This window comes from Agrobacterium sp. ST15.16.055, assembly GCF_027956555.1.
GTDB lineage: Bacteria > Pseudomonadota > Alphaproteobacteria > Rhizobiales > Rhizobiaceae > Agrobacterium > Agrobacterium salinitolerans.
Genome location: NZ_JAQKGN010000001.1, coordinates 417,052 through 442,942, shown reverse-complemented (window position 1 = coordinate 442,942; position 25,891 = coordinate 417,052). Strand labels below are relative to the sequence as shown.

Below are 25,891 nucleotides of genomic sequence, written 5' to 3'. Positions count from 1 at the left end.
AAGAGACGCTGCGGCCAACAGGTTTAATAATGGGAGGAACACATGACATTTAAAACCACCAGGGGCAAAGCTCTCATGGGTGCTGCGCTTTGCGCAACCATGCTCGCTTTTTCGGGACAGGCCTTTGCCGATGCCGAACTGAAGATCTTCGTTTCCAGCCAGCATCAGCCGGATGTCTGGCGCAAGGCGCTCGATCAATATGAAGCGAAGACGCCCGGCGTGAAAGTGGTCATCGAGACCGGCGGCAACACCTCGGAAATGCAGGCGCAATATCTCAATACCGTCATGTCGGCCAAGGATTCGAGCCTTGACGTGCTGATGCTCGACGTCATCCGTCCCGCGCAGTTCGCCACCGCTGGCTGGACCAGCGATTTCTCAGGCAAGGACATGTCGGCCTATCTGCCGACCTACGCCGAAGCAAATACCGTAGACGGCAAAATCGTGGCGCTGCCCGCTTTTGCCGACTCCATGTTCCTCTATTACCGCAAAGACCTGCTCGACAAATACGGCATCGAGCCGCCGACCACCTGGGACGAGCTGAAGGAAGCCTCCAAGAAGGTCATGGAAGGCGAAAAGAACCCCGAACTTCAGGGCCTGTCCTTCCAGGGCAAGGCGATCGAAGGCGCGGTCTGCACCTTCCTCCTGCCCTATTGGAGCGAGGGCAAGTCGCTGGTTGAAAACGGCAAGCTGAATTTCGACAACAAGGCAGCGGTGGATTCCCTGAAGCTCTGGAAGAGCTTTGTCGACGAAGGCATTTCCAAGAAGAATATTTCGGAAGTCGCGACCGACGACACCCGCAAGGAATTCCAGGCCGGCAAGGTTCTCTTCGCCGTCAACTGGTCCTACGCCTGGACCCATTTCCAGGGCAAGGAATCACAGGTGAACGACAAGGTCGGCGTTGCCCGTCTGCCGGCCGTCAAGGGCGGCGAGCAGACGACCTGCCTCGGCGGCTGGGAGTTCGGCGTTTCGGCCTATTCCAAACAGCAGGATGAAGCCAAGAAGCTGGTGGAATATCTCTCCAGTCAGGATGTGTCGAAGTTCATGGCGATCAACGCAGCACTTCTGCCCACCTATGCCGCGCTCTACAAGGATGCGGATGTGACCAAGACGATCCCGTGGTTCGCGGACGCCCTGCCCGTCGTTGAAACGGCAAAGGCCCGTCCGGTTACCCCGCGTTACAACGAGGTCAGCGAAACGATCCGCACCACCGTCAATGGCGTTCTTGCCGGCGTGATGACACCGGAGGATGGTGCAAAGCAGATGGAAAGCCGTCTGCGGCGCGTTCTGCGCTAAACTTCAGGCCGGAAGGCGGCATGCGCGCCATGCCCTTTCCGGCTGTTTCGACTGACAGGAATAAAGCCGCCTGAACGGCGCGATAAACGGGCCGGATAAGAACCGGTCCGATCGGGAGACGACGACGTGAATCCAGTTGCGGGAGTGGCAGACGTGACAATGCCGGAAAGAACCATGGTCCGGGTGGACGAAAAGCAGCTGCCGCGCTGGACGCGCTGGCTCGATCTCGGCGACCGGTCGCTGGCCGTGCTGCTGCTGGCGCCCGCAGCGATCCTGCTGTCGCTCATCATCGTTTATCCGGTGGCGCGGCTCGTCTATACCTCCTTTTTCAGCCTTTCGCTGACCTCAGGGCTGCCGGCGGAATTTATCGGCTTTGAAAATTATACCGCCATGTTCGATGATCCGATTTTCTGGGAAACGACCTGGAATACGGTTCTGATCACGCTGATCACCGTACCGGGCGCGCTGTTCATGGGCCTTGGTCTCGCACTGCTTGCCAACCTGCCTTTTTCCATGCAGTGGCCGATGCGGCTTTCGCTGCTGATCCCGTGGGCGCTGCCGCTATCCTTTGCTGGCCTCATCTTCGCATGGTTTTTCCATTACGAATATGGCGTGGTCAACGATGTGCTCAACCGTTTCGGCTTCGAAGGCATCATCTGGTTCAATTCGCCGAACTGGGCCTTTGCGGCCATCTGCCTGACGATCATCTGGAAGACATCCTCCTTCATGGCGCTGATGATCCTTGCCGGCCTGCAAACCATTCCGCGTTCGCTCTATGAGGCGGCTGATGTGGATGGCGCCGGCAAAATCCGGCAATTCTTCGAAATCACCCTGCCTCTTCTGAAGCCCTCGATTGTCGTCGCGCTCATCTTCCGCACCATCACGGCGCTGCAGACCTTTGATATTCCTTACATGATGACAGGCGGCGGCCCCGGCACATCCACCACGACGCTTGCCATGTATATCCACCAGAACACCGTTTCCTTCCTCGATCTGGGTTACGGTTCGGCGCTGGCGGTCATGATGTTTGCGCTTTCCATGTGCGTTACCGCCGTTTACCTCCGCATTATCAGGACGAAGGACTGATCCCATGAGCACCGTTGCCACCTCCTCCGGTCTGTCCTCCTTCTTCTCCGGCAAGCCGCTGCGTTTCATCGCCGCCTCCATTCTTCTGGTGAACGGCCTCTTCCCCGCGATCTGGATCCTCTTCACATCGCTGAAGACCGAAGCGGAATTGACCGCGAAACCCATTACCTGGTTTCCGCATGCGCCGACGCTCGCCAATTACATGCAGGCCTTTTCCGACCAGCCGCTGCACCTCTTCCTGTTCAACAGCTTCATGGTGGCACTGCTTTCCACCGCGCTCACCATCCTGATTTCAGTGCTGGCCGCTTATGCCTTGGCGCGGTTGAACCTCAAATACCGGGCGCTGATCCTGTCGCTCATCATCGCCGTTTCCACCTTCCCACTGGTGACGCTGCTGGTACCGCTGTTCGAAATCATGCGCGCGCTGAACCTGCTCAACAGCTGGACGGCACTGATCCTGCCCTACACGGTCCTTTCTCTTCCGGTCTGCACGCTAATGCTCGTCTCTTTCTTCGAAAGCATTCCGCGCGATCTCGAAAACGCCGCCATGATCGATGGCTGCACCCGCATCGGCGCGCTGTTCAAGGTCGTCGTGCCACTCTGCGCGCCGGGTGTCTTTACTGCTGGCATTCTTGCCTTCGTCAATGCCTGGGATGAATTCCTGCTGGCGCTCTCTTTCAACTCCAACCCCGCACTGCGTACCCTGCCCGTCGGCATCCAACTCTATCAGGGTGAGTTCGCTTTCCCCTGGCCGGTGATTTCGGCAGCGCTGGTGGTCGGCATCGTGCCGGTTGCGATCCTGATCGTCATCTTCCAGGAACGGGTCGTCTCGGGTCTCACCGCCGGTGGTCTCAAGGGCTAAAAGGGTAAGTCATGCATTTCGAAACGACCAAAGACGGCTTCACGCTTGCGATCGGCAATCGCACCATCCTTTCCCATTCGCCCGAAAACCCGGCCTTCTTTGCCGGTTTCGGCAAGGAACGAATGGATATGTATCGCGGCAATTTCGATATCGAAGACTATGTCATCGAGAGAACGGCCCTGCGCCATGCCGAGGTGAGTGGCGACAGCGTCACGCTCTCATCCGCGCTAGGACAGGCGCCGCGCCTTCGCCTGACGCTCGACGGCAACGCTATCAGGCTGACGGCGATGGACGAGACGCTCAACCGCCTCTGGCTGCGCGCCGTCGCGGAGGCGGACGAGCATGTCTGGGGCGGCGGCGAGCAGATGTCCTATTTCGACATGCGCGGCCGGCGCTTCCCGCTCTGGACCTCCGAGCCCGGGGTCGGCCGCGACAAGACCACCGAAATCACTTTCAAGTCTGATGTCAGCGGCAAGGCGGGTGGCGATTATTACAATACCAACTACCCGCAGCCGACTTACCTGTCGTCGCACAAATACGCCCTGCACGTGGAGACAAGCGCCTATTCGGTCTTCGATTTCCGCAACGACGATTTCCATGAGATCGAAATCTGGGCCATCCCAGAAAAGATCGAATTCTTCGCCGGCGATCATTTCACCGATATCGTGTCTGCGCTTTCACTGCGGTTCGGCCGCCAGCCGGAATTGCCGGAATGGATTTATGGCGGTGCGATCATAGGGTTAAAGGACGGCGTCAACTCCTTCACCAGACTGGAGAAAATCCTGGCGGCCGGAACGAAGGTGTCTGGCCTGTGGTGCGAGGACTGGGTGGGTCTGCGCCAGACATCCTTCGGCGCCCGTCTGTTCTGGGACTGGCAGGCGAATGAGACCCGCTACCCGCATCTGCGCCAGAAGATTGCCGAGCTTGCCGATCAGGGCATTCGTTTCCTCGGTTACGTGAACCCCTATCTCTGCGTCGACGGCCCGCTTTTCCCGGTCGCCGAAAAAGCCGGCTATTTCGCAACCGACGCCGATGGCAAAACGGCGCTGGTGGATTTCGGCGAGTTCGATTGCGGCGTGGTCGATTTCACCAATCCGGCCGCCGCCGACTGGTTCGCCGAAGAGATCATCGGCAAAAACATGCTGGATTTCGGCCTTTCCGGCTGGATGGCCGATTTCGGCGAATATCTGCCGATCGACATCACGTTGTCCAACGGCGTCGATGCCAAGCTGATGCACAATGCCTGGCCAACGCTCTGGGCCGAGGTCAACGCGAAGGGCGTCGAAAATCGGGGCAAGACCGGTGAAGCACTGTTCTTCATGCGGGCCGGCTTCACCGGTGTGCAGGCCCATTGCCCGCTTATCTGGGGCGGCGACCAGTCGGTCGACTTCTCCCGTCATGACGGCCTTGTCACCGTCATCTGCGGCGCGCTCTCCTCCGGCCTCATGGGCAATGCCTATCACCATTCCGACATTGGCGGTTACACCAGCCTGTTCGGCAATGTCCGCACAGCGGAACTCATCATGCGCTGGACGGAGATGGCCGCCTTCACGCCGGTCATGCGCACCCACGAGGGCAACCGGCCGCGCGACAATCTCCAGATCGATCAGGATGAAACGGTTCTTTCCCATTTCGCCCGCATGACATCCATCTATGTCGCGCTGGCCCCCTATCTGAAATCGCTCTCCGCGGAAGCGGCAAGAACAGGCCTGCCGGTGCAACGTCCGCTCTTCTTGCATTACGAAAATGATCGCCAGACCTTTGCGATTCAGGACTGCTATCTTTACGGGCCGGACATACTTGTCGCACCTGTGTGGAAAGCGGGTGAAACGCAACGCTCGCTCTATCTTCCGGGCGACGGTGAATGGGTACACCTGTGGAGCGGTGCGCATTATCCCGGCGGACACAACGTCACCGTGGCGGCGCCGCTCGGCGAACCAGCGGTGTTCTATCGTGCAGATAGCAGCCATCGTCCGCTGTTTGAGCAGCTTCGCACAATCAACTGAACGATAGCCGAGGTCGTCCCTGTCATCACCCCGTCAGACGGGGTGATGTTATGGCCTTCTTGAAAAGCGCGGTCATCGCATCGCTGATGCCCTGCGACGGGCTAACTTCGAAGAACAGGCCCGGAGAAGCGCAGGACTGCATGCGTGTGCCGATTTCCGGCTGAAACGGCTTGATCCAGCTATTGTACCAGTCATTGGTCGGCAGCGGCAGGTAGGTGGTGTAGAGCACGGCGATGCGAAAACCCTTTTCTTTCAGCTTCGTGCAATATTTGACGTCGATCGGTTCCTGACAGCGGCCGCTCGTCGTTTTTTTGGTGCAGGTCGATGGCTTATAGCTATCGCCGACACCATCGGTCACGAAGAAGACGATCTTTTCCGGGCTCGCCGAACTCGCGCCCGTGCCGGAGGTGCCGATCTTGTCCCCGATCTGGGTCAGTGCCCGGTCGAAATCCGTCTGCTGGTCGTTGTTGAATCCCTGCTTGGGGATAGACATGAGATCAACTTCAGCGGCTTTCTTCTTCGCCGTCGCCAGATCCGACGTGAGCGGTACGACCTCAAGCAGCTTCGTATCTTCGGCTTTCTCTCCAAAGGAATAGACTGCCATGCGATATTGATTGCTGCTTTTGCGCATGGACTTCGCCGTGTCCATAAGGCTCGCTGTTGCCTTTGCGACCACATTGATGCGCGTCGTCACGCCGAGACTTTTCGCCTTGTAATAATAGCTGTTCGTATCCACGACACCGTCTTTCACGATGTGACAGGCGAAAGCACATTTGTCGCTCGTATTCGCGACCATGGTGGCAACGTCGGTTGGCGTCGCGCCGACGCCCATTGAGGGGGTGTTATCAAGAAGCACATAGAAGTCGCTGAATGTTTCCGTCTCGTATTTGGCGGTCGCCTTGCCCGAAACGGTAATCAGATCCTCCCCGAGTATCCGTGAAAGCGTCGTGTCAATGGAAGCCTTGAAGCTGACCGAGGATTCGATCGCGTTACCGTGCTTGGTCACCGACACATCCAGAGACAGAAGCTTGTAATCGGGATTGGACCGCTCATTGCTTTCAAAGAATGCGGAGGCGTCATCAGCGCCGAGCGAAATGACGCCATCGCCCGACATTTCCTTCGCCTTTTGAACACTCGACGATGTATCGGCAACCACCGCAAGGGCTGCGGCATCCGCTGCCATCTGCAGATCGGATTTTACGGCCATGCTGTGAGTCACATCCAGCGCAACGCCGGCCGTACCGATGAGCGGCACCAAAAGCAAAGCAGTTAGAATTCCGAAATTTCCTGATCTATCCTGCCAGATATTTTTCAAATCTGCCCCCATAGCGCTTTTGGAGACAGAACTTAGAAAAAGAATGTTGAAGGGCAGTTTCAAAGGATAACTAATTTTCGATAAATCTAATTTCCTAAATAACTAAATACCGATCCAACCAGCCTTCCGCTATGATGGTCATCAGTTGGTCAGGCGTGGCGAGCTGATCGCCTTTTTAAAAAGCGCCGACATGGCCTCGCTGATGCCCTGCGAAGGACTGACCTCGAAGAACAGGCCAGGGGAGGCGCAGGCTTGCATGCGCGGGCCGATTTCCGTTTCGAATGGTGCGATCCAATTCTTGTAGTGAGGATTATCAGGAAGCGGCAGATACGTCGTGTAAAGCACGGCGATACGGAATCCTTGTTTCTTGAGGTTGTCGCACAGCTTGGTGTCTATGGGTTCCTGGCAGCGTCCATTCCAAATCTTTTTCTTGGTACATGCGGCCTTTGCAGCATCGGCCACGCCATCCGACACGAAGAACAGGATTTTTTCAGGTGTAGCGGAACTCGCGCCATTCCCCGATGTTCCCATCTTCGGTATGATTCTCGTCAGTGCACGGTCGAAATTCGTATGCTGGTCGCTTTTGTAATGATGGTCTGGAACTGACATCAACTCAATTTCTTTGACCTTTTTTTTGGCCCCCTGCAAATCCGAGGTGCGCGAGACAATTTCCGGAAGGTCTTTGTTAAAAAAGGCATCCTCTGCTGTCTTTCCAAAAGTATAGACCGCAATGCGATACTGGTCGGGTCTTTTGCGAGTGTCCTCGGCAGTATCCATTAAGCTTGCGGTTGCCTTTGCGACCACGTCAATGCGCGTCGTCGCGTTTATGTAACCTCGGGCCTTCGGATCCTTGTTTCTGAGCCGGAAATAGCTGCTGTTGGGATTGGAAGACCCGTCTGGCAATGAGAGATGGCAGGCGAACTCACAACCGAGGGCAACTTTCATTGTTGCCACATCGGCGGGCGTTGCGCCGACACCCATGGAAGGCGAGTTATCGAGCAGCAGATAGAAATCGGTATAGGTTTCCGTCTCATATTTGGCAGTTGCACTGCCGGAGACAGTCAGGAAATCCTTTCCCAGTACTCTGGAGAGCGTTGTATTAAGCGAAGCCTTAAAACTCACTGACGATTCGATCACGGTGCCATTCTTCTTCACCTGTACATCGAGCGCCAATAGGCGATATTCCGGGTTCCCTCGCTGATTGCTGTGAAAAAAAGCCTCAGCCTCTTCCTTTCCGACCGAAATGACGCCGTTGCTGGCCATTCGCCGTGCAGCCTCGGCACTGGCTGAACTTTCCGCAACCACGGCCAGAGCCGCAGAGTCCGCTGCCATCTGAAGATCGGATTTCACGCTCATGGCCCGAACGACATCCAGCGCAACGCCGGCAGATCCGACGATCGGTATGATCAACAGAGCACTAAGAATTGCAAAGTTTCCAGACTTGTCCCGCCAGATGTTTTTCAAGCTCATCTCCGAATTATCAGAATTCGGATGAGGTTTATTTGAGTGCCGTTGCGATATAGTTTATCGATATAACTAATTTACAATAAATTCGGTATTACTAATAACTATATTTAAGTAATATATATACGACCCATGATCTGTCAGCGGAGGCCGTTGACATTTTTAGATCATGTCCTACAAAACAATCTCTTCCGAGGGGAGCACCAGACGGTGCTGAGATGGCGTTGAGCCGGACCCTTGAACCTGATCCGGGTCATGCCGGCGTAGGAACGGAACTGTCGCGCCCAAGGGGCGCCGCCCTTTCTCTTCTTCGCTTTGCCTGATCTCCGAGATTGCCACATCTGGAGACGAGTGACGATGCTGAAACCTTCCGCCCTTCGCACACGGTGCGTCTGCGTCTGAGGTCCGGCTCATGCGTGCCACCCATGCACTGAACGGAGTCGGTCTTCTGCTGGTTTTCTGGCAGGCGGGAACGTGGCTGTTTTCACCGCCCCGCTATATCCTGCCATCGCCCGCCGATGTCGCTGGCGCGTTCTGGCGTCAGCCGGGCTTCCTGTTCGGGCAGGCACTGGTAACGCTCGGCGAAATGGCCCTCGGGCTTGTGGCGGGCGTCGCCGGCGGCATTGTCGTCGCCTTCACCATTGCCGCCATCCCGCGCCTCGGCCGTCTCGTCTGGCCCATGGTTCTGGTGTTGCAAGCCTTTCCGGTCTTCGTGCTCGCCCCCATCCTCGTCCTCTGGTTCGGTTTCGGCATGGCTTCGAAAGTGGTCATGACGGCTATCATCATATTCTTCCCCGTCGCCTCCGCTTTCACGGATGGCCTTAACCGCACCGATCGCGCCATCCTCGACGCCGCCTCGCTGACTGAGGCGAGCCACTGGCAGATCCTTACCCGGTTGCGTGCGCCGCTGGCGTTGCCCTCGCTGATTTCAGGCCTCAGGGTCGCCGCGCCGCTTGCCCCGCTCGGCGCCGTCATCGGCGAATGGGTGGGCGCATCGGCCGGGCTCGGGTTTGTGATGATCCAGTCCAATGCCCGCATGCAGACCGACACCATGTTCGCCGCCATGACCATTCTGGCCGTCATGGCGGTGCTGCTGCGGCTTGTCGTCGACTTATCGACAGCCAATCTGGCTCCCTGGGCCAAGGAAACAGAACACACCATTCCTTTCAGATACTTGCGGAGACTTTCGGCACCATGAAACGAACTCTTCTTTCCCTCGTCGTCGCAGCGGCAAGCGTACTAGCACCCATGCAATCTGAGGCGGCCGACAAGCTCACCATATTGCTCGAATGGTTCGTGAACCCGGATCATGCGCCGATGGTGATCGCCAGGGAACGCGGCCTGTTTGCCGATGCCGGGCTGGAGGTGGAACTGGTTCCGCCCGCAGACCCCTCCGCCGTGCCGCGCCTCGTCTCGGCAAAGCAGGCCGATATCGGCGTGCATTACCAGCCGAACCTCTATCTCGATCACGACGCCGGCCTGCCGCTCGTGCGTTTCGGTACGCTGGTCGAAACCCCGCTCAACACTGTCACCGTTTTGGCCGATGGTCCGATCAAGAGCCTGAAGGACCTGAAAGGCAAGAAGGTCGGCTTTTCCGTTTCCGGCTTCGAAGACGCCATGCTGAAGCGCATGCTGGAAAAGGACGGGCTGACGAAGGACGATGTCGAACTCGTCAACGTCAACTTCTCGCTTTCGCCGTCGCTGATCGCCAGCAAGGTGGATGCCACGCTGGGTGGCTTCCGCAATTTCGAGCTGACGCAGATGAAGCTAGAGGGACATGAAGGCCGCTCCTTCTTCCCGGAGGAACATGGCGTGCCGGCCTATGACGAGCTGATCTTCGTCACCCATCGCGATCTCGTAAAAGACGGCCGCCTGCCGCGTTTCCTCTCCGCGGTGGAACAGGCAGCGATCTTCATCACCAACCACCCGCAGGAAGCCTGGCAGCTTTTCATCAAGGCCTATCCGAACCTTGATGACGCGCTGAACAAACAGGCCTTCTTCGATACGCTGCCGCGCTTCGCCAAGCGCCCCGCCGCACTCGACCGCGCGCGTTACGCCCGTTTCGGGGCTTTCATGCAGGAGATGCAGCTGATCAAGCAGGCGCCGGCGGCGGACGACATTGCCGTGGAACTGCAACAGCCATGACCAGGACTTATCCAACAGCAACAAAGGCCGCCGACATACTGGAGCGCGTGCGCAACACGCGCCCGCGCGTACATTGCCTGATGAACACCGTGGTGCAGAAATTCACCGCAGACGGCATCACCGTCGTCGGCGGCATTCCTTCCATGACCACCTCGCTCGAGGAAATCGAGAGTTTCGTGGCCAAGGCAGATGCGCTGACTGTCAATCTCGGCACGCTGGATGCCGAACGGCGCAAGGTCATCCGGCTGGCGATCGAGATCGCCAATGCATCCGGCAAGCCGTGGATCGTCGACCCCGTGCATTGCGACTACTCACCGTCGCGGTTGGAGTTCGCGCGCGAACTCATCGCACTTTCCCCGACTATCGTGCGCGGTAATCACGCCGAAATGAGCCTGATCGGCAATGTGCCTGATGTGGTGAGGATCGAGACCGGGCCTGTGGATCACCTCAGCGACACAACCCGCAGCGTCAGGATCGTCAACGGCCATCCGTGGATGGCGAAGGTGACGGGAACGGGCTGCCTTTCGGGCGGCGTCATCGCCGCCTTCATGGCGGTGGAAAAGGACGCGTTGACAGCGGCCGCCGCCGCCCTTGCCGTCACCGGCGTTTCCGCCGAACTTGCGGCCAAGCACGCCGGAGGCCCCGGCACCTTCGAACCGGCGTTTCTCGATGCGCTTTCCGAGATTTCCGCCGGGGACGTCACAAATCACGCGAGGATAGAGCATGAATAAGGTTGATTACCGCCTCAACGCGCTGGTCGACGCAAGCCTTAGCGATGTCGCGCCGCTGCCGGAGCTTGCTCTGGCAGCCGCACTCAATGGCGCGACTATTCTGCAATATCGCGACAAGCACGGCTCGACGCGGGAGATGATCGAAAACGCCCGCGCCATCCATGAGGCCATCGCCGGCACCGGCGTGCCGCTGGTCATCAACGACCGGGTGGATGTGGCCCTCGCCTCGGGCGCCGATGGAGTGCATCTCGGCGCCGACGACATGGACGCCAAAACCGCAAGGCGCATTCTCGGCGAAAAGGCGATCGTCGGCCTCACCGTCAAGAATCGCACTGATGCCGAACGGGCAGCCTCAATGCCCGTCGATTATGCTTGCATCGGCGGCGTGTTCGAAACCGTTTCCAAGGTCAATCCGGACAAGCCGGTCGGCATAGACGGTTTTACCACGCTGCGCGCCCTTTTGAAGGAGTGGAGGCCGGATATGCCGGTGGGCGCTATCGCCGGAATCGATCTTGCGCGTGTGCCGCCCGTCATCGAGGCGGGCGCAGATGGTGTCGCGGTCATTTCCGCCATTTTCCGCGCGGGCAATATTGCCAGCGCGACCAAGGACTTCCGCTCCGCAATTGACGCCACGCTGAAAGCGAGACAGCCATGACAGCCATTGCATTGACCATTGCCGGTTCCGACAGCGGCGGCGGCGCAGGTATTCAGGCGGATATCAAGACCTTCTCCGCACTCGGCGCCTATGCCGCCAGCGTCATAACTGCCATCACCGCCCAGAACACCAAAGGCGTGACGACGGTCGAGGATGTTTCGGTCGCCACCATTATTGCGCAGATGGATGCGGTATTATCCGATCTCGCCATCAATGCGGTGAAGATAGGCATGGTATCGCGGATCGAAACCATCGCCGCCATCGCGGAACGGCTCCGGGGGCAATCTCAACCGGTGGTGCTGGACCCGGTCATGGTAGCGACCTCCGGTGACAGGCTGCTGCATGAAGACGCCATCGAGACATTGCGGCGCGACTTGCTGCCGCTCGCGACCATCGTTACGCCGAACCTGCCGGAAGCGGCGCTGCTGACCGGGACCTCCATGGCGAAGACGGATACCGAGATCGCCCAGCAGGCTGAATTGATCCTGAAGGCGGGCACAAAAGCCGTGCTCATCAAGGGCGGCCATGGTGATGGGCCTGAGAGCACGGATTATCTGTTTGCGGATGGCGCCATGCAGGCGCTTTCCGCGCCGAGGGTCGAGACGAAAAACGACCACGGCACCGGCTGCACACTGGCGGCGGCGATTACGGCTCATCTTGCAAAGGGATATGAGTTAAGGGAGGCGGTTGAGCTTTCGAAGGATTATCTGAATGGGGCGCTCGATGCCGGGCGGGGCCTTGCTGTTGGGAACGGGCGGGGGCCAGTGCATCATTTTTATCGGTGGTGGGGGTAGTGACGCGAGGACAGAGGGGGGTGGCCGCATACACTACCGCGCCTTCGGCGTCGCCAGCACATTCCTGATCGCAAAGCTCGAATGAATGCGCGAAACCCCTGGCAGTTTCGACAGGATTTCCTTGTGAATCCGCTCGAAATCCCCCGCACTTTCCGCCTCGCAGCGCAGGAAATAATCCGATCCTCCTGTCATCAGATAACATTCGCGGATTTCCGGATATCGCCGCACCGCATTTTCGAAACGGTTGAGAAAATCCTCCGTCTGGCGGTCGAGCGTAATCTGCACGATGACCGAAATCACCTCGCCGCCAGCAAGGCCGCTGGTCAGCGCCGTATAACCGCGGATGATCCCTTCCCGCTCGAGAATATCGACGCGGCGAAGGCAGGCGGACGCAGATAGCCCGACTTCTGCTGCCAGTTTCGCATTGCTGATGCGGGCGTTGAGCCGAAGCAGACGGATGATATGGCGGTCAGTCGCATCGAGTGACGACATAGGAAATTCCAATAATGAGAGTAAAATTGCTCTATTATGTAATTTGTCGCATATTATTCGAACAATCGCCAAGAAATTCGACAATCGTTGCAATACCCTCATGGGATAAAAATGAGGGTGAACGACCATGGACATGCAGATCAGCCGCCAGCAGGCAGCCGGTGGTGCAAGCGGCCAGCTGACCATCGATCTCGGCGCATTGCGGGACAACTACCTTAGCCTTGCCGCCCTGGCCCCCGCATCGCAAACGGCGGCGGTCGTGAAGGCCGATGCTTATGGCCTCGGCGCGGATATCGTCTCACAGACCCTGTTCGAGGCGGGTTGCCGGAATTTTTTCGTCGCCCACATCGACGAGGCGCTCGCACTCAGGATCCGGCTTTCGGCAGAAGCGCAGATTTTTGTCCTCAATGGTCTGCAGCCCGGCAACGAGACCTCCTGCGCCGCCATGGCCATCACACCGGTTCTGAACTCGCTGGAACAGATCGCCCAATGGTCAGGCCATGCCAGAAAGCTCGGCAAGACACTCACCGCCGCCGTGCAGATCGATACCGGCATGTGCCGCCTTGGGCTCTCCCCCGAAGAGCTTGAATTCCTCTCCGCCCAGCCGCAGCAGCTCGATGGAATTGGGATCGCTTTCATCATGAGCCATCTCGCCTGCGCCGACGAGCCGGATCATGTTTCCAATGCCGCACAGCTTGCCGTGATGCGCAAGGCCGCCACCGCCTTTCCCGAGACGCCGGTCTGTTTTTCCAATTCGGGCGGTATTTTTCTCGGCAACGACTATCATAACGCTCTACTGCGCCCCGGCATCGCGCTTTATGGCGGTGCGCCTTCCGCTGCCGGCCCCAACCCGATGAAGCCGGTCGTCCGTCTCGATCTCGCCGTCATCCAGACCCGCACCGTTCCCGCTGGCTCGCTGGTCGGTTACGGCGGCTCTTTTACGGCGAGCGGTCCGACACGGCTGGCGACAATCGCTGCCGGTTATGCCGATGGCTTGCCGCGTTCGCTCAGCAATCGCGGTGCAGCGTGGTATAATGGCGTGCGTCTGCCGATTGCCGGGCGCGTTTCGATGGATAGCATCATTCTCGACATATCCGCCCTGCCCGAGGGGGCATTGACCCAGGGCAGCCTTGTGCAGATGATCGGGCCGGACCAGACACTGGAAGACATTGCCGAGGATGCGGGCACGATTGCCTATGAGATCCTGACCGGTCTCGGCCGCCGTTACCGCCGCAGCTACATTCAGCCGGGCATGTGCCCGACAACCGCTTCAATATCAGTCAATCACAAGTGAGACGATCATGAACGTCACTATCCTCGGAGCCGGCGTCGTCGGCGTGACATCTGCCTGGTATCTGGCCAAAGCCGGACACAAGGTGACGGTGATTGACCGCCAGGCGGCCGCAGCGCTCGAAACCAGCTTTGCCAATGCCGGCGAGGTTTCCCCCGGTTATTCATCGCCCTGGGCTGCCCCCGGCATTCCGATGAAGGCGATGAAATGGCTGTTCATGAAACATGCACCGCTGATCATTCGCCCAACCGCCGACCCGGCCGCCTGGCGCTGGATGAGCCAGATGCTGCGCAACTGCACCTCGGCGCGTTACGCCATCAACAAAAGCCGCATGGTGCGCGTTGCCGAATATAGCCGTGATTGCCTGATGGCGCTTCGCGAAGAGACCGGCATCGAATATGACCAGCGCATGCAGGGCACGCTGGAGGTGTTCCGCACCCAGAAACAGTTCGACGCCATCGGCAAGGATGTGGACGTGCTGACGGCGGGCGGCGTGCCTTTCGAGATTCTCGACCGCGACGGCTGCGCCGCCATCGAACCCGGCCTTGCCCCCGCCAAGGAAAAGATCGTTGGCGGCCTGCGTTTGCCCGGCGACGAGACCGGCGATTGCTTCATGTTCACGACTGAACTTGCCCGTATGGCAGAAGAAGCCGGCGTTACCTTCCTTTACGATACCGGCATCATGCGCCCCATCGTTGAAGCAGGACGCATCAAGGCCGTGGAAACCACCCGGGGGCTGGTGGAGGCCGATATTTTCGTCGCCGCACTCGGCAGCTATTCGCCGCAATTCCTGCGCCAGCTTGGCCTTACTCTGCCGGTTTACCCGGTCAAGGGTTACTCCATCACGGTTCCAATCGTGAAAGAGGAGCGCGCGCCCGTTTCCACGGTCATGGACGAGGCGTTCAAGGTGGCGATCACCCGTCTCGGCTCACGCATCCGGGCCGGCGGCATGGCGGAGATTGCCGGTTTCAGCAAGGATTTGCCGGCCGCACGCCAGGAAACGCTCGCCCATTCGGTGGAAGACCTGTTCGGCGGCGCCGGCGATCAGAACCAGGCGAAATTCTGGTGCGGCCTGCGCCCGATGACGCCCGATGGCACGCCTGTCATCGGCGCCACCCGCTACAGCAATCTCTATCTCAATACCGGCCACGGCACGCTCGGCTGGACAATGTCCTGCGGCTCGGCCCGGGTGCTTGCCGACCTGATCAGCGGGAACAAGCCGGAGATCGATACACACGACCTGGCCATCAGCCGCTACGCCGCCTGAGGCGGAACAGAAAAGCCCCTTCCCGCCGGCAAGGCGGGACAGGCGGCGATCAAAGCGCCAGCGCGTCCCTGAGCGCCAACCCTTCCTTCATGCGAAGGTCGAGATCGGCTTCGATGTGGTCGAGGTGCCGCAGCATCAGCGCACGGGCTTTTGCCGCATCCTTCGCCTCCAGCGCATCCAGAAGGTCGGCATGGTCATTATGGCCGCAGCTAGAGACACCCGAGCGACCGTAAAGCGCAATGACCAGCGATGAACGGGCCACCAGCTCATCCATGAATTTCTCGAGAATGGCATTGCCGGCAAGCGCGGCGAGCATCAGGTGAAAATCGCCCGACGCCTTGATCTCCGCACGTCTGGCGGTGGGGCCGCGCTCAAGCTGGTGGCGGCTTTCCTCGACCAGATGTTCCCTCAGCTTCTTCGCCGCCGCAGGGGTGATTTTTTCTATCGCCGCATCCACCACGCCGGGTTCGATCAGCCGGCGCGAGGCAAAAACCTGTCGCGCCTCATCCGGCGTCGGGTTGGATACGAAAGCGCCCCGGTTTCGCTCTGCCTTGACCAGCCCCTCATAGGCCAGCATCTGAAGCGCTGCCCGCACCACCGTGCGGCTCACCTCGAACAGGGTTCCGACTTCCGCCTCCGACAGTTTTGTCCCCGGCGCAAGCCGCCGGTCGACAATGGCGTCACGCAGCGTATCGCGAATGGCCTGGGCACGGTCTTCATGCGTGGAATCGGGATTGACGGTTATGTGGGAAAGGCTCATCGGTGCGTCCTGTTTCATCCTGAGTTCTAGCGCGAAGTACGGCGCGCGCAAACAGGAATTGCGGGCCGCCGCCCGTCCGCCACAATTCATTCAGCGCCCGTTCAGCAGCCGGGCTGTATTTCCTTAACCATCGAATTTGCAGCTGGCAGCGCCTTGCCACTTGGATGGAAGAAAACACCATGTCGTCCTTCGCAGCTAAAACAGTTCTGACAATCGCTGTCGCCGCCGCTACCATTGCTCCCTTCAGCAGCGCATCCGCCGGCGACTGGGATCGCCACGACCGTCGCGACGCCGCCATTCTGGGTGGCGTCCTCGGTCTTGCCGCCGGTGTCGCCGTTGGTTCGGCAATGGCGCGCCCGGCGCCGGTGGACGATGAGCGCGTCTATATCGACCCGCCCCGTCGTTATGAGCCGAGCTACGTGTATGAAGAGCCGGATTATCGCTATTATCAGCCGGCACCACAGCCGGTTTATCGCCCCGCTCCGGTCTATCGTCCGGCACCGGTTTACCGCGCCCAGCCGGTCTATGACACCAATCCCGGTTATTACCAGCCGCGCCGGACGTACCGTACCATCGAGCCTTGGACAAATGCCTGGTACGATTATTGCTCGCAGCGCTATCGCAGCTTCAACAGCCGGTCCGGCACCTATGTCGGTAACGACGGTCAGCGCCATTTCTGCGTAGCGGGTTGATCGGGAAGACCGCCAACATAAATACTCCCGTTATTGTCAGGCCGCGGACAGAAACGTCCGCGGCTTTTCCATGAGCGCCCCGCGCTACCTCACGCCGTACCGCTCTTCACATAATCCGCCCGGCTAATGCCGTGGCGCTGCAGCTTGTCGTAAAAGGTCTTGCGGGCGATGCCGAGCGTTGCGATGGTTTCCGCCACGTCTCCGTTCGACTGCTCCAGCGTTTCACGGATGATATTGGCCTCGATCTCGTCCATGCGCTCCGGCAGGGTGCCGGAAGCGGGAATAGCGGATTGCGAAGCGGAGGTAGCCGCCGGTTCCGCCTCCAGGCCCAGCACCACCCTTTCGGCGAAATGCCCGAGTTCCCGAACATTGCCCGGCCAATCATGCTCCTGAAGCCGGCGGGACGTGCCGGCGCTGATTTGTGGCACCGGCATGTTGAAGCGGTTGGCAGCCTTGGTGACGAAATGGGAAAACAGGAGTGGAATATCCGCCTTGCGTTCGCGCAGCGGCGGAATGGACAAGGTCACCACGTTCAGCCGGTAATAGAGATCCTCGCGGAAGCTGCCGCGTTCGGCCGGATCGCCGAGATCCACCTTTGCCGCCGCCACCACGCGAATATCGACCGGCCTCTCCTCGTTTGAACCCAACGGCGAAACTTCACGCATTTCCAGAACACGCAGCATCTTCACCTGAACGGCAAGCGGCATGCTTTCGATCTCGTCGAGAAACAGCGTACCGCCGCTCGAATGTTCGATGCGGCCGACACGCTTTTTCTGCGCACCGGTAAAAGCCCCCGGCTCATGACCAAAAAGCTCGCTTTCGATCACCGTCTCTGGCAGCGCACCGCAATTCAGCGCCACGAAATTGCCCTTCGCGCGCTTCTTGCTCCAGCGATGCAACGCCGTTGCCACCACTTCCTTGCCGCTGCCCGTCTCGCCCGCCACCAGCACATCCACATCCGTATCGGCGATGTGCCGAAGCGTGGTCCGCAGGCGCTCCATGGCGGGTGTCTGCCCGATCAGCGGCAGATCGTCCTCCGCCTGTCCCACCGCCCGGCGAAGCGCCCGATTTTCCAGCACGAGGCGGCGTTTTTCCAGCGCCCGGCGCGCGCTTTCCACCATGCGTTCAGCGGGAAAGGGTTTGGCGATGAAATCATAGGCGCCATTGTGAAGTGCATCGACGGCCATCGGCACATCGCCATGACCGGTGATGAGGATGACCGGCAGGTCGGCATCGATCTTGCGGACATGGTCGAAAAATTCGAGACCCGTCATGCCGGGCATACGCACATCGGTGATGATGATGCCGTCAAAATCTTCGCTCAGGGCCGCAAGCGCCTGCTCGGCGCTGGAAAAGGAAGTGACCGGCAATCCATCGAGTTCCAGCGTCTGCACCATCGCTTTGCGCAGTTGGGAATCGTCGTCCACCAGGAATATGGTTCCATCCACCGTCATGTCATGCTCGCTTCAGAAATACGGAAAAACATGTGCCCGCCTCGCTGCTCGCCACCTCGATACGCCCGCCATAATCCGAAGCAATATCGTTGGAAATGACGAGACCGAGGCCGAGACCGCTTTCCTTTGATGTATTGAAGGGCGAGAAAAGCTGGGCGCGGATGGCCTCCGGAATGCCGGTGCCATTATCGCTGACCGAAATCACGATCATGTCGCTCTCCTCCCGCACCCGCACCTCGACACGCGCCGTCTCAATCGTTTCCGTGGCTTCCAGCGCGTTTTGCAGGAGGTTGATGAGGATTTGTTCGAGCCTGATACGGCTGCCGAGCACCTTCAGATCCTGATCCGGCAGGGCGATATCCAGCGCATCCATCTGCCCGGAGAAACGGCTGCGCAACAGCACGACCGCACCTTCGATGACAAGTCTGACACTCACGGGTTCGGCGGCGGTGCGGCCCTTGCGCGCCAGTATCTTGAGGTCGGTGGTGATCGTGCCGATACGCTCGGTGAGAGCGGCGATATCTTCAAGATTTTCATTGGCTTCGGCCAGACGATCGCGTTTCAGCAACGTGCGGGCATTATCGGCGAAAGCCCGGATGGTCGCCACCGGCTGGTTGATTTCATGCGCCACGCCCGCCGCCACCTGGCCCAGAATGGAAAGACGGTTGGCCTGCACCAGCTCGTGCTGCACATTGCGTAACTCGCCGGTGGTCTTTTCATGCAGGGTAATTTCGGCCTGTAGATGATCGCGTGTTTTCGTCAGGTCGCGGGTGCGCTCCTGCACCTTCATTTCCAGCTCCGCGCGGGCGCGTTGCTCCTCTTCTTTTTCCTTGAGCGCCTTGTGCCTGCGCCACAGCCAAAGGGCCGAAAGCGCCATCAGCGGCATCAGCGTCGCCAGCGCCACCACCCTGCCCTCACGAATTATGGCGTTCAGCGTCGGCGCCACAGGCTGGAGATAATGCAGCGTCCATGATGTCGTCGGCACCGGCACTTCCAGCCGCAGATAATCGCCACGCGCACTCCCCGGTTCATCGACATGAATGAGCGGAACGCCCTCGCTCGCTCGCCGCGCTGCGCGAAACGGCAGCGTTGAAAGCGCCTCATTGCCGAATTGCAGGCTCTCGGAAATGATTTTCCGCTGCGCCTCGTCAATAGGTGCGACGGTCTTGAAGCGCCATTCCGGCACGCTGGTCATCAACACGACGCCGTTTCTGTCGACCACATAGACCGGTTTGCCTCCGATGTTCCAGTCGGTCTCAAGCCGATTGAACTCAACCTTGGCAATGACGACGCCAAGCGGCCGCCCGTCGGCGGCATCGATGCGGCGGGAGATATAAAGACCCGGTCGGCGGCTGACATTGCCAAGCGCATAATGTTCGGACATGCCGGTCTTCATCGCCGCCTGGAAATATTCGCGGAAAGCATAATTGGAGCCGACAAAGCTGTCGTCCTGCCGCCAGTTACTCGACGCGATGGTCAGTCCGGTCGGCCCGGTGACATAGATCACCGAGGACTGCGTGCCTTCGATCAGGCCTTCCAGCTTGCGGTTCAACCGGTCGAGAGCGGGAGCACCACCGCCATCCAGCGCGGCGGCAAGATCGGGATCTCCGGAGAGGACAAGGGGAATGGCGCGCGGCCGCTCCAGCGCGACATTCAGGAGCGCGATCTTCAGTTCGGCATCCGTGGCGGCCTCGGAACCGGCCATGCGCAGCGCCTGATTGCGGGCGAACTCATCGGCCACCAGCAGAACGCCAAGACTGACGAGCAACCACAGGCCCGCCAGCGCCAGCCATTGCGCCCGTCGCTTCGCCTGGGAATGAGGTGCCTGATCCTGATAGGTCATGGGATGATTGTGCGGATTTACGCACAGACATCAAGATATTTTGTCCGGAATTCCGCACAAATGGCCGTGAGCCAGCGAGGCTTCAATAAAAACTACTTTTGAAATCAGTCAGTTACAGCAAATAATCAAGTCTGGCATGCGTATTGCACATGACTCCGCAATCGGCGCGACGCCGTCAACGACACGGCGATCCCGGGAGGCCAATCAAGGCAGGGTGAGGCCGAGGAGGAAAAAACATGATCGATACGACAGCCGTGGCCGCAGGCCACGCCAAGCAGCCATTCTACAAGCACCTGTATTTTCAGGTTCTGGTGGCCATCATCGCCGGTATCGCACTCGGCCATTTTTACCCGACTTTCGGCGAACAGCTGAAGCCGCTCGGCGACGGCTTCATCCGCCTCGTCAAGATGATCATCGCCCCCGTCATCTTCCTCACCGTCGCAACCGGCATCGCCGGCATGAACGACATGAAAAAGGTTGGACGTGTGGCCGGCAAGGCCATGATCTACTTCCTGGTGTTCTCCACGCTCGCGCTTATCGTTGGCCTCATCGTCGCCAATACCGTGCAGCCGGGCGCCGGCATGAACATCGATCCTTCGACGCTGGATGCCAAGGCCGTCGCGACCTACGCCGACAAGGCCCATGAGCAGACCATCACCGGCTTCCTGATGAACATCATCCCAACCACCATCGTCGGCGCATTCGCCAGCGGCGATATCCTGCAGGTGCTGTTCTTCTCGGTGCTCTTCGGCATCGCGCTTGGCATCGTCGGCGAAAAGGGCAAGCCCGTCACCGATTTCATGCACGCTCTCATGTACCCGATCTTCAAGCTGGTCGCGATCCTGATGAAGGCCGCCCCCATCGGCGCTTTCGGCGCGATGGCGTTTACCATCGGCAAATACGGCATCTCGTCGGTTACCAACCTCGCCATGCTGATCGGCACCTTCTACATCACGTCCGCACTGTTTGTGTTCGTAGTCCTCGGCGCTGTCTGCCGCTATAACGGCTTCTCCATCGTCGCGCTTATCCGCTACATCAAGGAAGAACTGCTGCTGGTTCTCGGCACCTCGTCTTCGGAAGCCGCCCTGCCGGGCCTGATGAGCAAGATGGAAAAGGCAGGCTGCAAGCGCTCCGTCGTCGGCCTCGTCATCCCCACCGGTTATTCTTTCAACCTTGACGGCACCAACATCTACATGACGCTGGCCGCCCTCTTCATCGCACAGGCGACTGGTATCCACCTGTCCTTCGGTGAACAAATCCTGCTGCTGCTCGTGGCCATGCTCTCCTCCAAGGGCGCTGCCGGCATCACCGGCGCTGGTTTCATCACGCTGGCCGCAACCCTCTCGGTCGTGCCTTCGGTTCCAGTCGCCGGCATGGCGTTGATCCTCGGTATCGACCGCTTCATGTCGGAATGCCGCGCGCTCACCAACTTCGTCGGCAATGCCGTCGCCACGATCGTCGTTGCCCGCTGGGAAGGCGAACTGGATCAGGAGCAGCTCGCGCGCGTCCTGAGCGGCAAGGAGGAATTCACCAGCATTGCCGATGTGGATTCTCTGCCGGCTTCGGTTCAGCCCGCCGAATAATACGACCTCCCAAGGTCCTGCCTGTCGCGGTTTTCTCCGGGCAGGCGCATGCAGAAAGCCCGGCGCATCGATTGGATGCGCCGGGCTTTTGTCATTGAGACTTCAAAAAGCGCTGGGAAGCAATCAGCCCTTTGCCGCCAGTGCGTTATCGAGACCGCGCCTGACGCCGGCAAACAGCTCATCCAGCTGCTCGGCCGTGATGATCAGCGGCGGGCAGAAGCAGATCGATTCACCGATCGGCCGGGTGATGACGCCTTCGCTTTCGATGGCCGCGGCCAGCGCCAGCGTCGTATCGCCCGGTTTCATGCGCTCCCACGGCTTCACCTCCAGCGCGCCGATCAGGCCGATACCGCGCGAGGAATGAATGAGCGGGTGATCGGCCAGCGCCTTCAGATGACTAAGGAACTTGCCCTCCAGCCGGGCGACATTCCCGACCAGATCGCGCTCCTGAATGATCTTCAGGTTTTCCAGTCCCACAGCCGTCGCGACGGGATGGCCGGAGGCGGTGTAACCATGGCCGAAAGAGCCGATACGGTCGGATTCGTCGGCAATCGGCTGGTAGAAATTGTCGTTCATGATGATCGCCGAAAGCGGCATGTAGGACGACGAAATCTGCTTGGAGACGACAAGCACATCCGGCTCGATGCCATAGGTCTCGCAGGCGAACATCTTGCCGGTTCGACCGAAACCGCAGATCACCTCATCCACCACAAGCAGAATATCGTATTTTTTCAGGATCGCCTGCACGCCCGCCCAATAACCTTCCGGCGGCAAAAGAACGCCGCCCGCGCCCATGACCGGCTCGCCCCAGAAAGCGGCAATCGTTTCGGGGCCTTCGCGGAGGATCAGATCCTCAAGCTCTTTCAGGATGCGCGCGGCGAAATCCCCCTCGCTTTCCCCTTCCTTTCCGAAATGCACATAGGAGGGGCAGGCCGTATGCAACATCCGGTCCAGCGGCAGGTCAAAACTTTCATGGTTACGCGGCAGGCCGGTAATCGAGGCCGAGGCGATGGTTACGCCATGATACCCCTTGATGCGGCCGATGATCTTCTTCTTGTCTCGCCTGCCCAGCGCGTTAGAGCGATACCAGACCATCTTGGCGACCAGGTCGTTGGCCTCGGAGCCGGAGGACGTGAAATGCACCTTGGACATCGGCACCGGTGAAAGCTCGATCAGTAGCTCGGCGAGATCGACCGACGGGCCGTGCGTCTTATAGGAAAAGGTGTGGTAATAGGGCAGCTTCTGCATCTGCTTCGTGGCCGCTTCCACCAGCCGCTGCTCACCGAAGCCGAGCGCCACCGACCACAGCCCCGCCATCGCCTCGATATAGCGCTTGCCGCTGCTGTCGGTGACATAGATGCCCTCACCGCTCTCGATCACCAGACCGCCGGTCTTTTCGAATTTGCGCAGATTGACGTTCGGATGCATCTGATAGGCGATATCGCGTGCCTCGACGGAATTCGGCAGAATGGTCATCGATAAAGGCTCCATTTTTGGTTGATTCTCGGCGCGTCAGACGTGCTGGCCGCCATTGATGTGAATTTCCGCGCCGTTGATGTAGCTCGACTGTTCCGAGCAGAGGAAATAGATGGTCTGCGCCACCTCGGCCGTGGTGCCGAGCCGCCCAAGCGGCACCTGGGCTTCCACCAGTTCGGCCGTTCCGGGCGAAAGGATGGCGGTGTTGATCTCGCCCGGCGCAATCGCATTGGCGCGCACGCCGCGCGGGCCGAACTCATGCGCCAGTTCGCGCGTCAGCGCCGCAAGCGCCGCCTTCGACGTGGCATAAGCCACGCCGGCAAAAGGATGCACCCGTGAGCCGACAATCGATGTGACGTTGACGATGGAACCCTTTGCCGCTTCCAATTCCGGCAAAAGCGCGCGGGCGAGCAGCGCCGTCGAAACGAGATTGACGTTCAGCACCCGCGTCCAGATTTCCGCCGTCGTATCCATGACACCGAGGCGGCTACCGCCCTCCCCCTTCGGCGAAATTCCGGCATTGTTGACAAGCGCCGCAAGCTTTCCCTCCGGCAGGCGTGAGCGCACCTCGTTCGCCAGATCGTCAATGCGGGACAGGTCCTCCAGATCGGCCTGAATATGGCTCTCCCGCGCAGACGGCCAACGGCATTCCTCGGAGAAAGGTTGTCGCGATACGGTCAGAATTCTCCAACCTTTTTCCTGAAACAGCTTGACGGTGGCGTGCCCTATTCCGCGGCTGGCGCCGGTCAAAAGCATGAAAGGAACAGCCATATGAGAACTCCTGTGCCACGCGGGCCGTTGAGCCGGCCGCGCATTCAGCCCGGCATGTTAGAGCGCCGCCACCGGCTGACAAGGTCTTTTTTGTCGCGGCGCGGCGTTGGTGGATCGGCGACGGGCTAATCCCATTTGATGCACGGCTTTCACCCGAATGGAATATTTGAAGCCGACCGTTTACCCATAAAATGAAGCCTCCCGAATGTGTGATCAGTATTGGGAGGGGGCAAGAATGCGCATCGATATCATCGACACGGACGCCGGCTTCGAGGCGATCCGCGAAAACTGGGATGCGGTGTTCATGGCCGATCCCCATGCCCGGCATTTCCTCTCTTGGGGGTGGCTCAGGGATTACATGCCGCGCCGCAGGCGCTGGTTCATTCTTGCGCTGCGCGAACGACAGGAAGGCTCGCCCTATGTGGCGTTTTTCCCGCTGCGCATCGTCACCGAACCGGACAAAAAAACCGGACGCTTCCACGACAGCATCGTCATGGCCGGCAATGCGGCGGCGGATTACACCGGTTTCATCACCCTGCCGGATTATGAAAATCGCGCAGTCGCCGGCTTCTGTTCATACATACGGCAACAGAACTGGACCGAGCTGAAGCTCGATTATCTTTGCGGCCCGCCGGAACGCCGCGACGCGATGATCCGCGCACTTCAGGGCCCGCTCGTCATGTTTCGCGACAACATGCCGACCAACCCCTACAACATTAACAATTGCATCTGCCCGGTCGTGACCCTGCCGGAGACGTTCGACGGCTATCTCGACAGCCATATGAGCAGCCAGACCCGGCAGAAGCTCAGGCGTTTCCTGAGAAAAGTGGAGGGCGGCGACGAATATCGCATCACCTTTGCAACGCGGGAAACAATCAGGCGGGATATGGACATCCTGTTCGATTTCTGGCGCATCCGCTGGGCGCCGCATAAGGGCAAGGAACGCACGGAGCTTCTGATCGGCGCGACGCGGCAGATGCTGATGGATGTCTATATCCGTGGCGATCTGGAAGTACCGGTATTGTGGTTCGGCGAACAGCCGCTGGGGGCACTCGCCAATATCATCGACCGCCAGAAGAAATCGGTCCTGTTCTACATTACCGGCCGCGACGAAAACTGGAAGACCCCTTCCCCCGGCCTCGTGCTGCACGGCCATTGCATTCGCAGGGCAATCGAGCAGGGTTTTAAAACCTATGATTTCCTGCGCGGTAACGAGCCTTACAAATATTTCTTCGGGCCGGAGGAACAGAAGCTGAGCTGCACGCTGTTCCGCACCCGCTCGGGCGACAATCTCGGCGGCAAGCTTCACCCGCGCAGCATCCGTTTTGTCTACGAACAGGCCCTCAAGCTCTATAAGGCAGGCCAGAAGGCGGCCGCCAATATTGCCTTCGCGCAGGTACTGACTGCGGCGCCGGACCATCTCGGCGCGCAATTCGGGCTCGCCAATCTATTGTTCGACCGGGGCGAATTCCGGGAGGCCGAAATCGCCTTTCTCAGCCTTCTGGCCGCCGGGCAGGAACCCGTCGTCCTTTGGCTGCGTATCGGCGAGGCGCGGCTGGCGCAGCAGCACTACCACGAGGCGTCCGAGGCCTTCCGCCAGGTGACCAACCGCGCGCCTTTCCACCGGGAAGCGCTTTACAAATGCGCCGTGGCGCTGATTGCCGCTGAAAGAACGATGGAAGGTGCGGAAATCCTCGACAGGCTGCAGCACTATCACTCGGACGATGCAGCCCATCTGGAATATGCGGAAAAGGCCCGTGCAGCCCTTGCCCGGCTGGAACTGGCAAAGGCGAAGGTTCCGCTGCCGGCCGATGTCGTCACGCTCTCCATCAAGCCGAAAGCGGCAGGCAAGCGCTGGCGCCCGCCAAAGGTTTTGCATTAAAGGCAACGCCCTGTAAGTTGCGGCAGGAA

General features: G+C 59.5%; 22 protein-coding genes and 1 riboswitch. Of the genes, 14 read left to right on the top strand and 8 right to left on the bottom strand.

The genetic code is table 11. The features are described from left to right. The first annotated feature begins 42 nt into the window (after positions 1 to 42). The 4 genes from PL599_RS02080 (at position 43) to PL599_RS02065 (ending at position 5,247) form a co-directional block, all read left to right on the top strand. Complete coding sequence (locus PL599_RS02080) at positions 43 to 1,293, top strand: ABC transporter substrate-binding protein (RefSeq protein WP_269824148.1); 1,251 nt, start codon at positions 43 to 45, stop codon at positions 1,291 to 1,293. A gap of 174 nt (positions 1,294 to 1,467) precedes the next feature. Then, positions 1,468 to 2,379: a carbohydrate ABC transporter permease gene (locus PL599_RS02075; protein ID WP_162520328.1), complete on the top strand. Its 912-nt coding sequence runs from the start codon at positions 1,468 to 1,470 to the stop codon at positions 2,377 to 2,379. A 4-nt stretch (positions 2,380 to 2,383) separates the two neighbouring features. After that, on the top strand, positions 2,384 to 3,241 hold the full coding sequence (locus PL599_RS02070) for a carbohydrate ABC transporter permease (protein WP_077984317.1): 858 nt from the start codon (positions 2,384 to 2,386) through the stop codon (positions 3,239 to 3,241). A gap of 11 nt (positions 3,242 to 3,252) precedes the next feature. Continuing rightward, positions 3,253 to 5,247 carry an alpha-glucosidase gene (locus tag PL599_RS02065; RefSeq protein WP_269824149.1) on the top strand — a complete coding sequence of 665 codons (1,995 nt, stop codon included), beginning with the start codon at positions 3,253 to 3,255 and terminating at the stop codon, positions 5,245 to 5,247. 25 nt (positions 5,248 to 5,272) lie between these two features. Here PL599_RS02065 and PL599_RS02060 read toward each other — a convergent pair whose 3' ends face one another. Together PL599_RS02060 and PL599_RS02055 are read right to left on the bottom strand one after the other, a co-directional pair. After that, positions 5,273 to 6,562: a pilus assembly protein TadG-related protein gene (locus PL599_RS02060; protein ID WP_077984373.1), complete on the bottom strand. Its 1,290-nt coding sequence runs from the start codon at positions 6,560 to 6,562 to the stop codon at positions 5,273 to 5,275. A 141-nt stretch (positions 6,563 to 6,703) separates the two neighbouring features. Further along, positions 6,704 to 8,026 carry a VWA domain-containing protein gene (locus tag PL599_RS02055; RefSeq protein ID WP_269824150.1) on the bottom strand — a complete coding sequence of 441 codons (1,323 nt, stop codon included), beginning with the start codon at positions 8,024 to 8,026 and terminating at the stop codon, positions 6,704 to 6,706. A gap of 184 nt (positions 8,027 to 8,210) precedes the next feature. Beyond that, a riboswitch (TPP riboswitch) is annotated at positions 8,211 to 8,313 on the top strand. 125 nt (positions 8,314 to 8,438) lie between these two features. On the opposite strand from PL599_RS02055, the gene PL599_RS02050 reads away from it, so the two are divergent. Genes PL599_RS02050 through thiD form a run of 5 tightly spaced genes read left to right on the top strand, consistent with a single transcriptional unit; the run spans position 8,439 to position 12,351 of the window. Continuing rightward, the gene (locus tag PL599_RS02050; protein ID WP_269824151.1) at positions 8,439 to 9,224 is read left to right on the top strand and encodes an ABC transporter permease; all 786 of its coding nucleotides are present in this window, start codon (positions 8,439 to 8,441) and stop codon (positions 9,222 to 9,224) included. Further along, positions 9,221 to 10,171 (top strand): ABC transporter substrate-binding protein, encoded by a 951-nt coding sequence (locus PL599_RS02045; protein WP_269824152.1) that lies wholly within the window; start codon positions 9,221 to 9,223, stop codon positions 10,169 to 10,171. The genes PL599_RS02050 and PL599_RS02045 overlap by 4 nt, the downstream gene beginning before the upstream one ends. After that, positions 10,168 to 10,902 carry a hydroxyethylthiazole kinase gene (locus PL599_RS02040; protein ID WP_137411645.1) on the top strand — a complete coding sequence of 245 codons (735 nt, stop codon included), beginning with the start codon at positions 10,168 to 10,170 and terminating at the stop codon, positions 10,900 to 10,902. The genes PL599_RS02045 and PL599_RS02040 overlap by 4 nt, the downstream gene beginning before the upstream one ends. After that, positions 10,895 to 11,557, top strand: a complete 663-nt coding sequence (thiE, locus tag PL599_RS02035) for a thiamine phosphate synthase (protein WP_269824153.1) — start codon at positions 10,895 to 10,897, stop codon at positions 11,555 to 11,557. The genes PL599_RS02040 and thiE overlap by 8 nt, the downstream gene beginning before the upstream one ends. Next, entirely contained in the window at positions 11,554 to 12,351 is a 798-nt protein-coding gene (gene thiD, locus PL599_RS02030) for a bifunctional hydroxymethylpyrimidine kinase/phosphomethylpyrimidine kinase (protein ID WP_142911892.1), read from the top strand. The genes thiE and thiD overlap by 4 nt, the downstream gene beginning before the upstream one ends. A 33-nt stretch (positions 12,352 to 12,384) precedes the next feature. Here the strand turns inward: thiD and PL599_RS02025 are convergent, their stop codons facing one another. Then, entirely contained in the window at positions 12,385 to 12,843 is a 459-nt protein-coding gene (locus PL599_RS02025) for an Lrp/AsnC family transcriptional regulator (protein ID WP_003500727.1), read from the bottom strand. Positions 12,844 to 12,970: 127 nt separating this feature from the next. Here PL599_RS02025 and alr point away from each other — a divergent pair, with 127 nt between their 5' ends. Both alr and PL599_RS02015 read left to right on the top strand, forming a co-directional pair. Further along, positions 12,971 to 14,137, top strand: a complete 1,167-nt coding sequence (gene alr, locus PL599_RS02020) for an alanine racemase (RefSeq protein WP_269824154.1) — start codon at positions 12,971 to 12,973, stop codon at positions 14,135 to 14,137. A gap of 7 nt (positions 14,138 to 14,144) precedes the next feature. Next, complete coding sequence (locus tag PL599_RS02015; protein ID WP_332909358.1) at positions 14,145 to 15,401, top strand: D-amino acid dehydrogenase; 1,257 nt, start codon at positions 14,145 to 14,147, stop codon at positions 15,399 to 15,401. 49 nt (positions 15,402 to 15,450) lie between these two features. Here the strand turns inward: PL599_RS02015 and PL599_RS02010 are convergent, their stop codons facing one another. Beyond that, the gene (locus PL599_RS02010) at positions 15,451 to 16,161 is read right to left on the bottom strand and encodes a GntR family transcriptional regulator (protein ID WP_269824155.1); all 711 of its coding nucleotides are present in this window, start codon (positions 16,159 to 16,161) and stop codon (positions 15,451 to 15,453) included. 179 nt (positions 16,162 to 16,340) lie between these two features. Here PL599_RS02010 and PL599_RS02005 point away from each other — a divergent pair, with 179 nt between their 5' ends. Then, positions 16,341 to 16,853, top strand: a complete 513-nt coding sequence (locus tag PL599_RS02005; protein ID WP_142911898.1) for a BA14K family protein — start codon at positions 16,341 to 16,343, stop codon at positions 16,851 to 16,853. An 89-nt stretch (positions 16,854 to 16,942) separates the two neighbouring features. Here PL599_RS02005 and PL599_RS02000 read toward each other — a convergent pair whose 3' ends face one another. Continuing rightward, positions 16,943 to 18,307: a sigma-54-dependent transcriptional regulator gene (locus tag PL599_RS02000; protein WP_269824156.1), complete on the bottom strand. Its 1,365-nt coding sequence runs from the start codon at positions 18,305 to 18,307 to the stop codon at positions 16,943 to 16,945. A gap of 1 nt (position 18,308) precedes the next feature. Then, on the bottom strand, positions 18,309 to 20,150 hold the full coding sequence (locus PL599_RS01995; protein WP_269824157.1) for a sensor histidine kinase: 1,842 nt from the start codon (positions 20,148 to 20,150) through the stop codon (positions 18,309 to 18,311). A 236-nt stretch (positions 20,151 to 20,386) separates the two neighbouring features. Between PL599_RS01995 and PL599_RS01990 the strand changes: the two genes are divergently transcribed. Then, on the top strand, positions 20,387 to 21,733 hold the full coding sequence (locus tag PL599_RS01990; protein WP_269824158.1) for a dicarboxylate/amino acid:cation symporter: 1,347 nt from the start codon (positions 20,387 to 20,389) through the stop codon (positions 21,731 to 21,733). A gap of 123 nt (positions 21,734 to 21,856) precedes the next feature. Here PL599_RS01990 and PL599_RS01985 read toward each other — a convergent pair whose 3' ends face one another. Together PL599_RS01985 and PL599_RS01980 are read right to left on the bottom strand one after the other, a co-directional pair. Next, complete coding sequence (locus tag PL599_RS01985; RefSeq protein ID WP_269824159.1) at positions 21,857 to 23,209, bottom strand: aspartate aminotransferase family protein; 1,353 nt, start codon at positions 23,207 to 23,209, stop codon at positions 21,857 to 21,859. 36 nt (positions 23,210 to 23,245) lie between these two features. Continuing rightward, positions 23,246 to 23,980: an SDR family NAD(P)-dependent oxidoreductase gene (locus tag PL599_RS01980; protein WP_162520330.1), complete on the bottom strand. Its 735-nt coding sequence runs from the start codon at positions 23,978 to 23,980 to the stop codon at positions 23,246 to 23,248. A gap of 235 nt (positions 23,981 to 24,215) precedes the next feature. Between PL599_RS01980 and PL599_RS01975 the strand changes: the two genes are divergently transcribed. After that, positions 24,216 to 25,862, top strand: coding sequence for a GNAT family N-acetyltransferase (locus tag PL599_RS01975; protein ID WP_269824160.1), 1,647 nt, complete (start codon positions 24,216 to 24,218; stop codon positions 25,860 to 25,862). Positions 25,863 to 25,891 lie beyond the last annotated feature (29 nt).

What these genes read in the sequence shown, in the direction of transcription:
- PL599_RS02050 (WP_269824151.1), top strand. Translation starts at nt 8,439, where the DNA reads ATGCGTGCCACCCATGCACTGAACGGAGTCGGTCTTCTGCTGGTTTTC.
- alr (WP_269824154.1), top strand. Translation starts at nt 12,971, where the DNA reads ATGGACATGCAGATCAGCCGCCAGCAGGCAGCCGGTGGTGCAAGCGGC.
- PL599_RS02070 (WP_077984317.1), top strand. Translation starts at nt 2,384, where the DNA reads ATGAGCACCGTTGCCACCTCCTCCGGTCTGTCCTCCTTCTTCTCCGGC.
- PL599_RS02045 (WP_269824152.1), top strand. Translation starts at nt 9,221, where the DNA reads ATGAAACGAACTCTTCTTTCCCTCGTCGTCGCAGCGGCAAGCGTACTA.
- PL599_RS02010 (WP_269824155.1), bottom strand. Translation starts at nt 16,161, where the DNA reads ATGAGCCTTTCCCACATAACCGTCAATCCCGATTCCACGCATGAAGAC.
- thiE (WP_269824153.1), top strand. Translation starts at nt 10,895, where the DNA reads ATGAATAAGGTTGATTACCGCCTCAACGCGCTGGTCGACGCAAGCCTT.
- PL599_RS02015 (WP_332909358.1), top strand. Translation starts at nt 14,145, where the DNA reads ATGAACGTCACTATCCTCGGAGCCGGCGTCGTCGGCGTGACATCTGCC.
- PL599_RS01995 (WP_269824157.1), bottom strand. Translation starts at nt 20,150, where the DNA reads ATGACCTATCAGGATCAGGCACCTCATTCCCAGGCGAAGCGACGGGCG.
- PL599_RS02075 (WP_162520328.1), top strand. Translation starts at nt 1,468, where the DNA reads ATGGTCCGGGTGGACGAAAAGCAGCTGCCGCGCTGGACGCGCTGGCTC.
- PL599_RS01985 (WP_269824159.1), bottom strand. Translation starts at nt 23,209, where the DNA reads ATGACCATTCTGCCGAATTCCGTCGAGGCACGCGATATCGCCTATCAG.
- PL599_RS02065 (WP_269824149.1), top strand. Translation starts at nt 3,253, where the DNA reads ATGCATTTCGAAACGACCAAAGACGGCTTCACGCTTGCGATCGGCAAT.
- PL599_RS02005 (WP_142911898.1), top strand. Translation starts at nt 16,341, where the DNA reads ATGTCGTCCTTCGCAGCTAAAACAGTTCTGACAATCGCTGTCGCCGCC.
- PL599_RS01980 (WP_162520330.1), bottom strand. Translation starts at nt 23,980, where the DNA reads ATGGCTGTTCCTTTCATGCTTTTGACCGGCGCCAGCCGCGGAATAGGG.
- PL599_RS02040 (WP_137411645.1), top strand. Translation starts at nt 10,168, where the DNA reads ATGACCAGGACTTATCCAACAGCAACAAAGGCCGCCGACATACTGGAG.
- thiD (WP_142911892.1), top strand. Translation starts at nt 11,554, where the DNA reads ATGACAGCCATTGCATTGACCATTGCCGGTTCCGACAGCGGCGGCGGC.
- PL599_RS01975 (WP_269824160.1), top strand. Translation starts at nt 24,216, where the DNA reads ATGCGCATCGATATCATCGACACGGACGCCGGCTTCGAGGCGATCCGC.
- PL599_RS02080 (WP_269824148.1), top strand. Translation starts at nt 43, where the DNA reads ATGACATTTAAAACCACCAGGGGCAAAGCTCTCATGGGTGCTGCGCTT.
- PL599_RS02000 (WP_269824156.1), bottom strand. Translation starts at nt 18,307, where the DNA reads ATGACGGTGGATGGAACCATATTCCTGGTGGACGACGATTCCCAACTG.
- PL599_RS02025 (WP_003500727.1), bottom strand. Translation starts at nt 12,843, where the DNA reads ATGTCGTCACTCGATGCGACTGACCGCCATATCATCCGTCTGCTTCGG.
- PL599_RS01990 (WP_269824158.1), top strand. Translation starts at nt 20,387, where the DNA reads ATGATCGATACGACAGCCGTGGCCGCAGGCCACGCCAAGCAGCCATTC.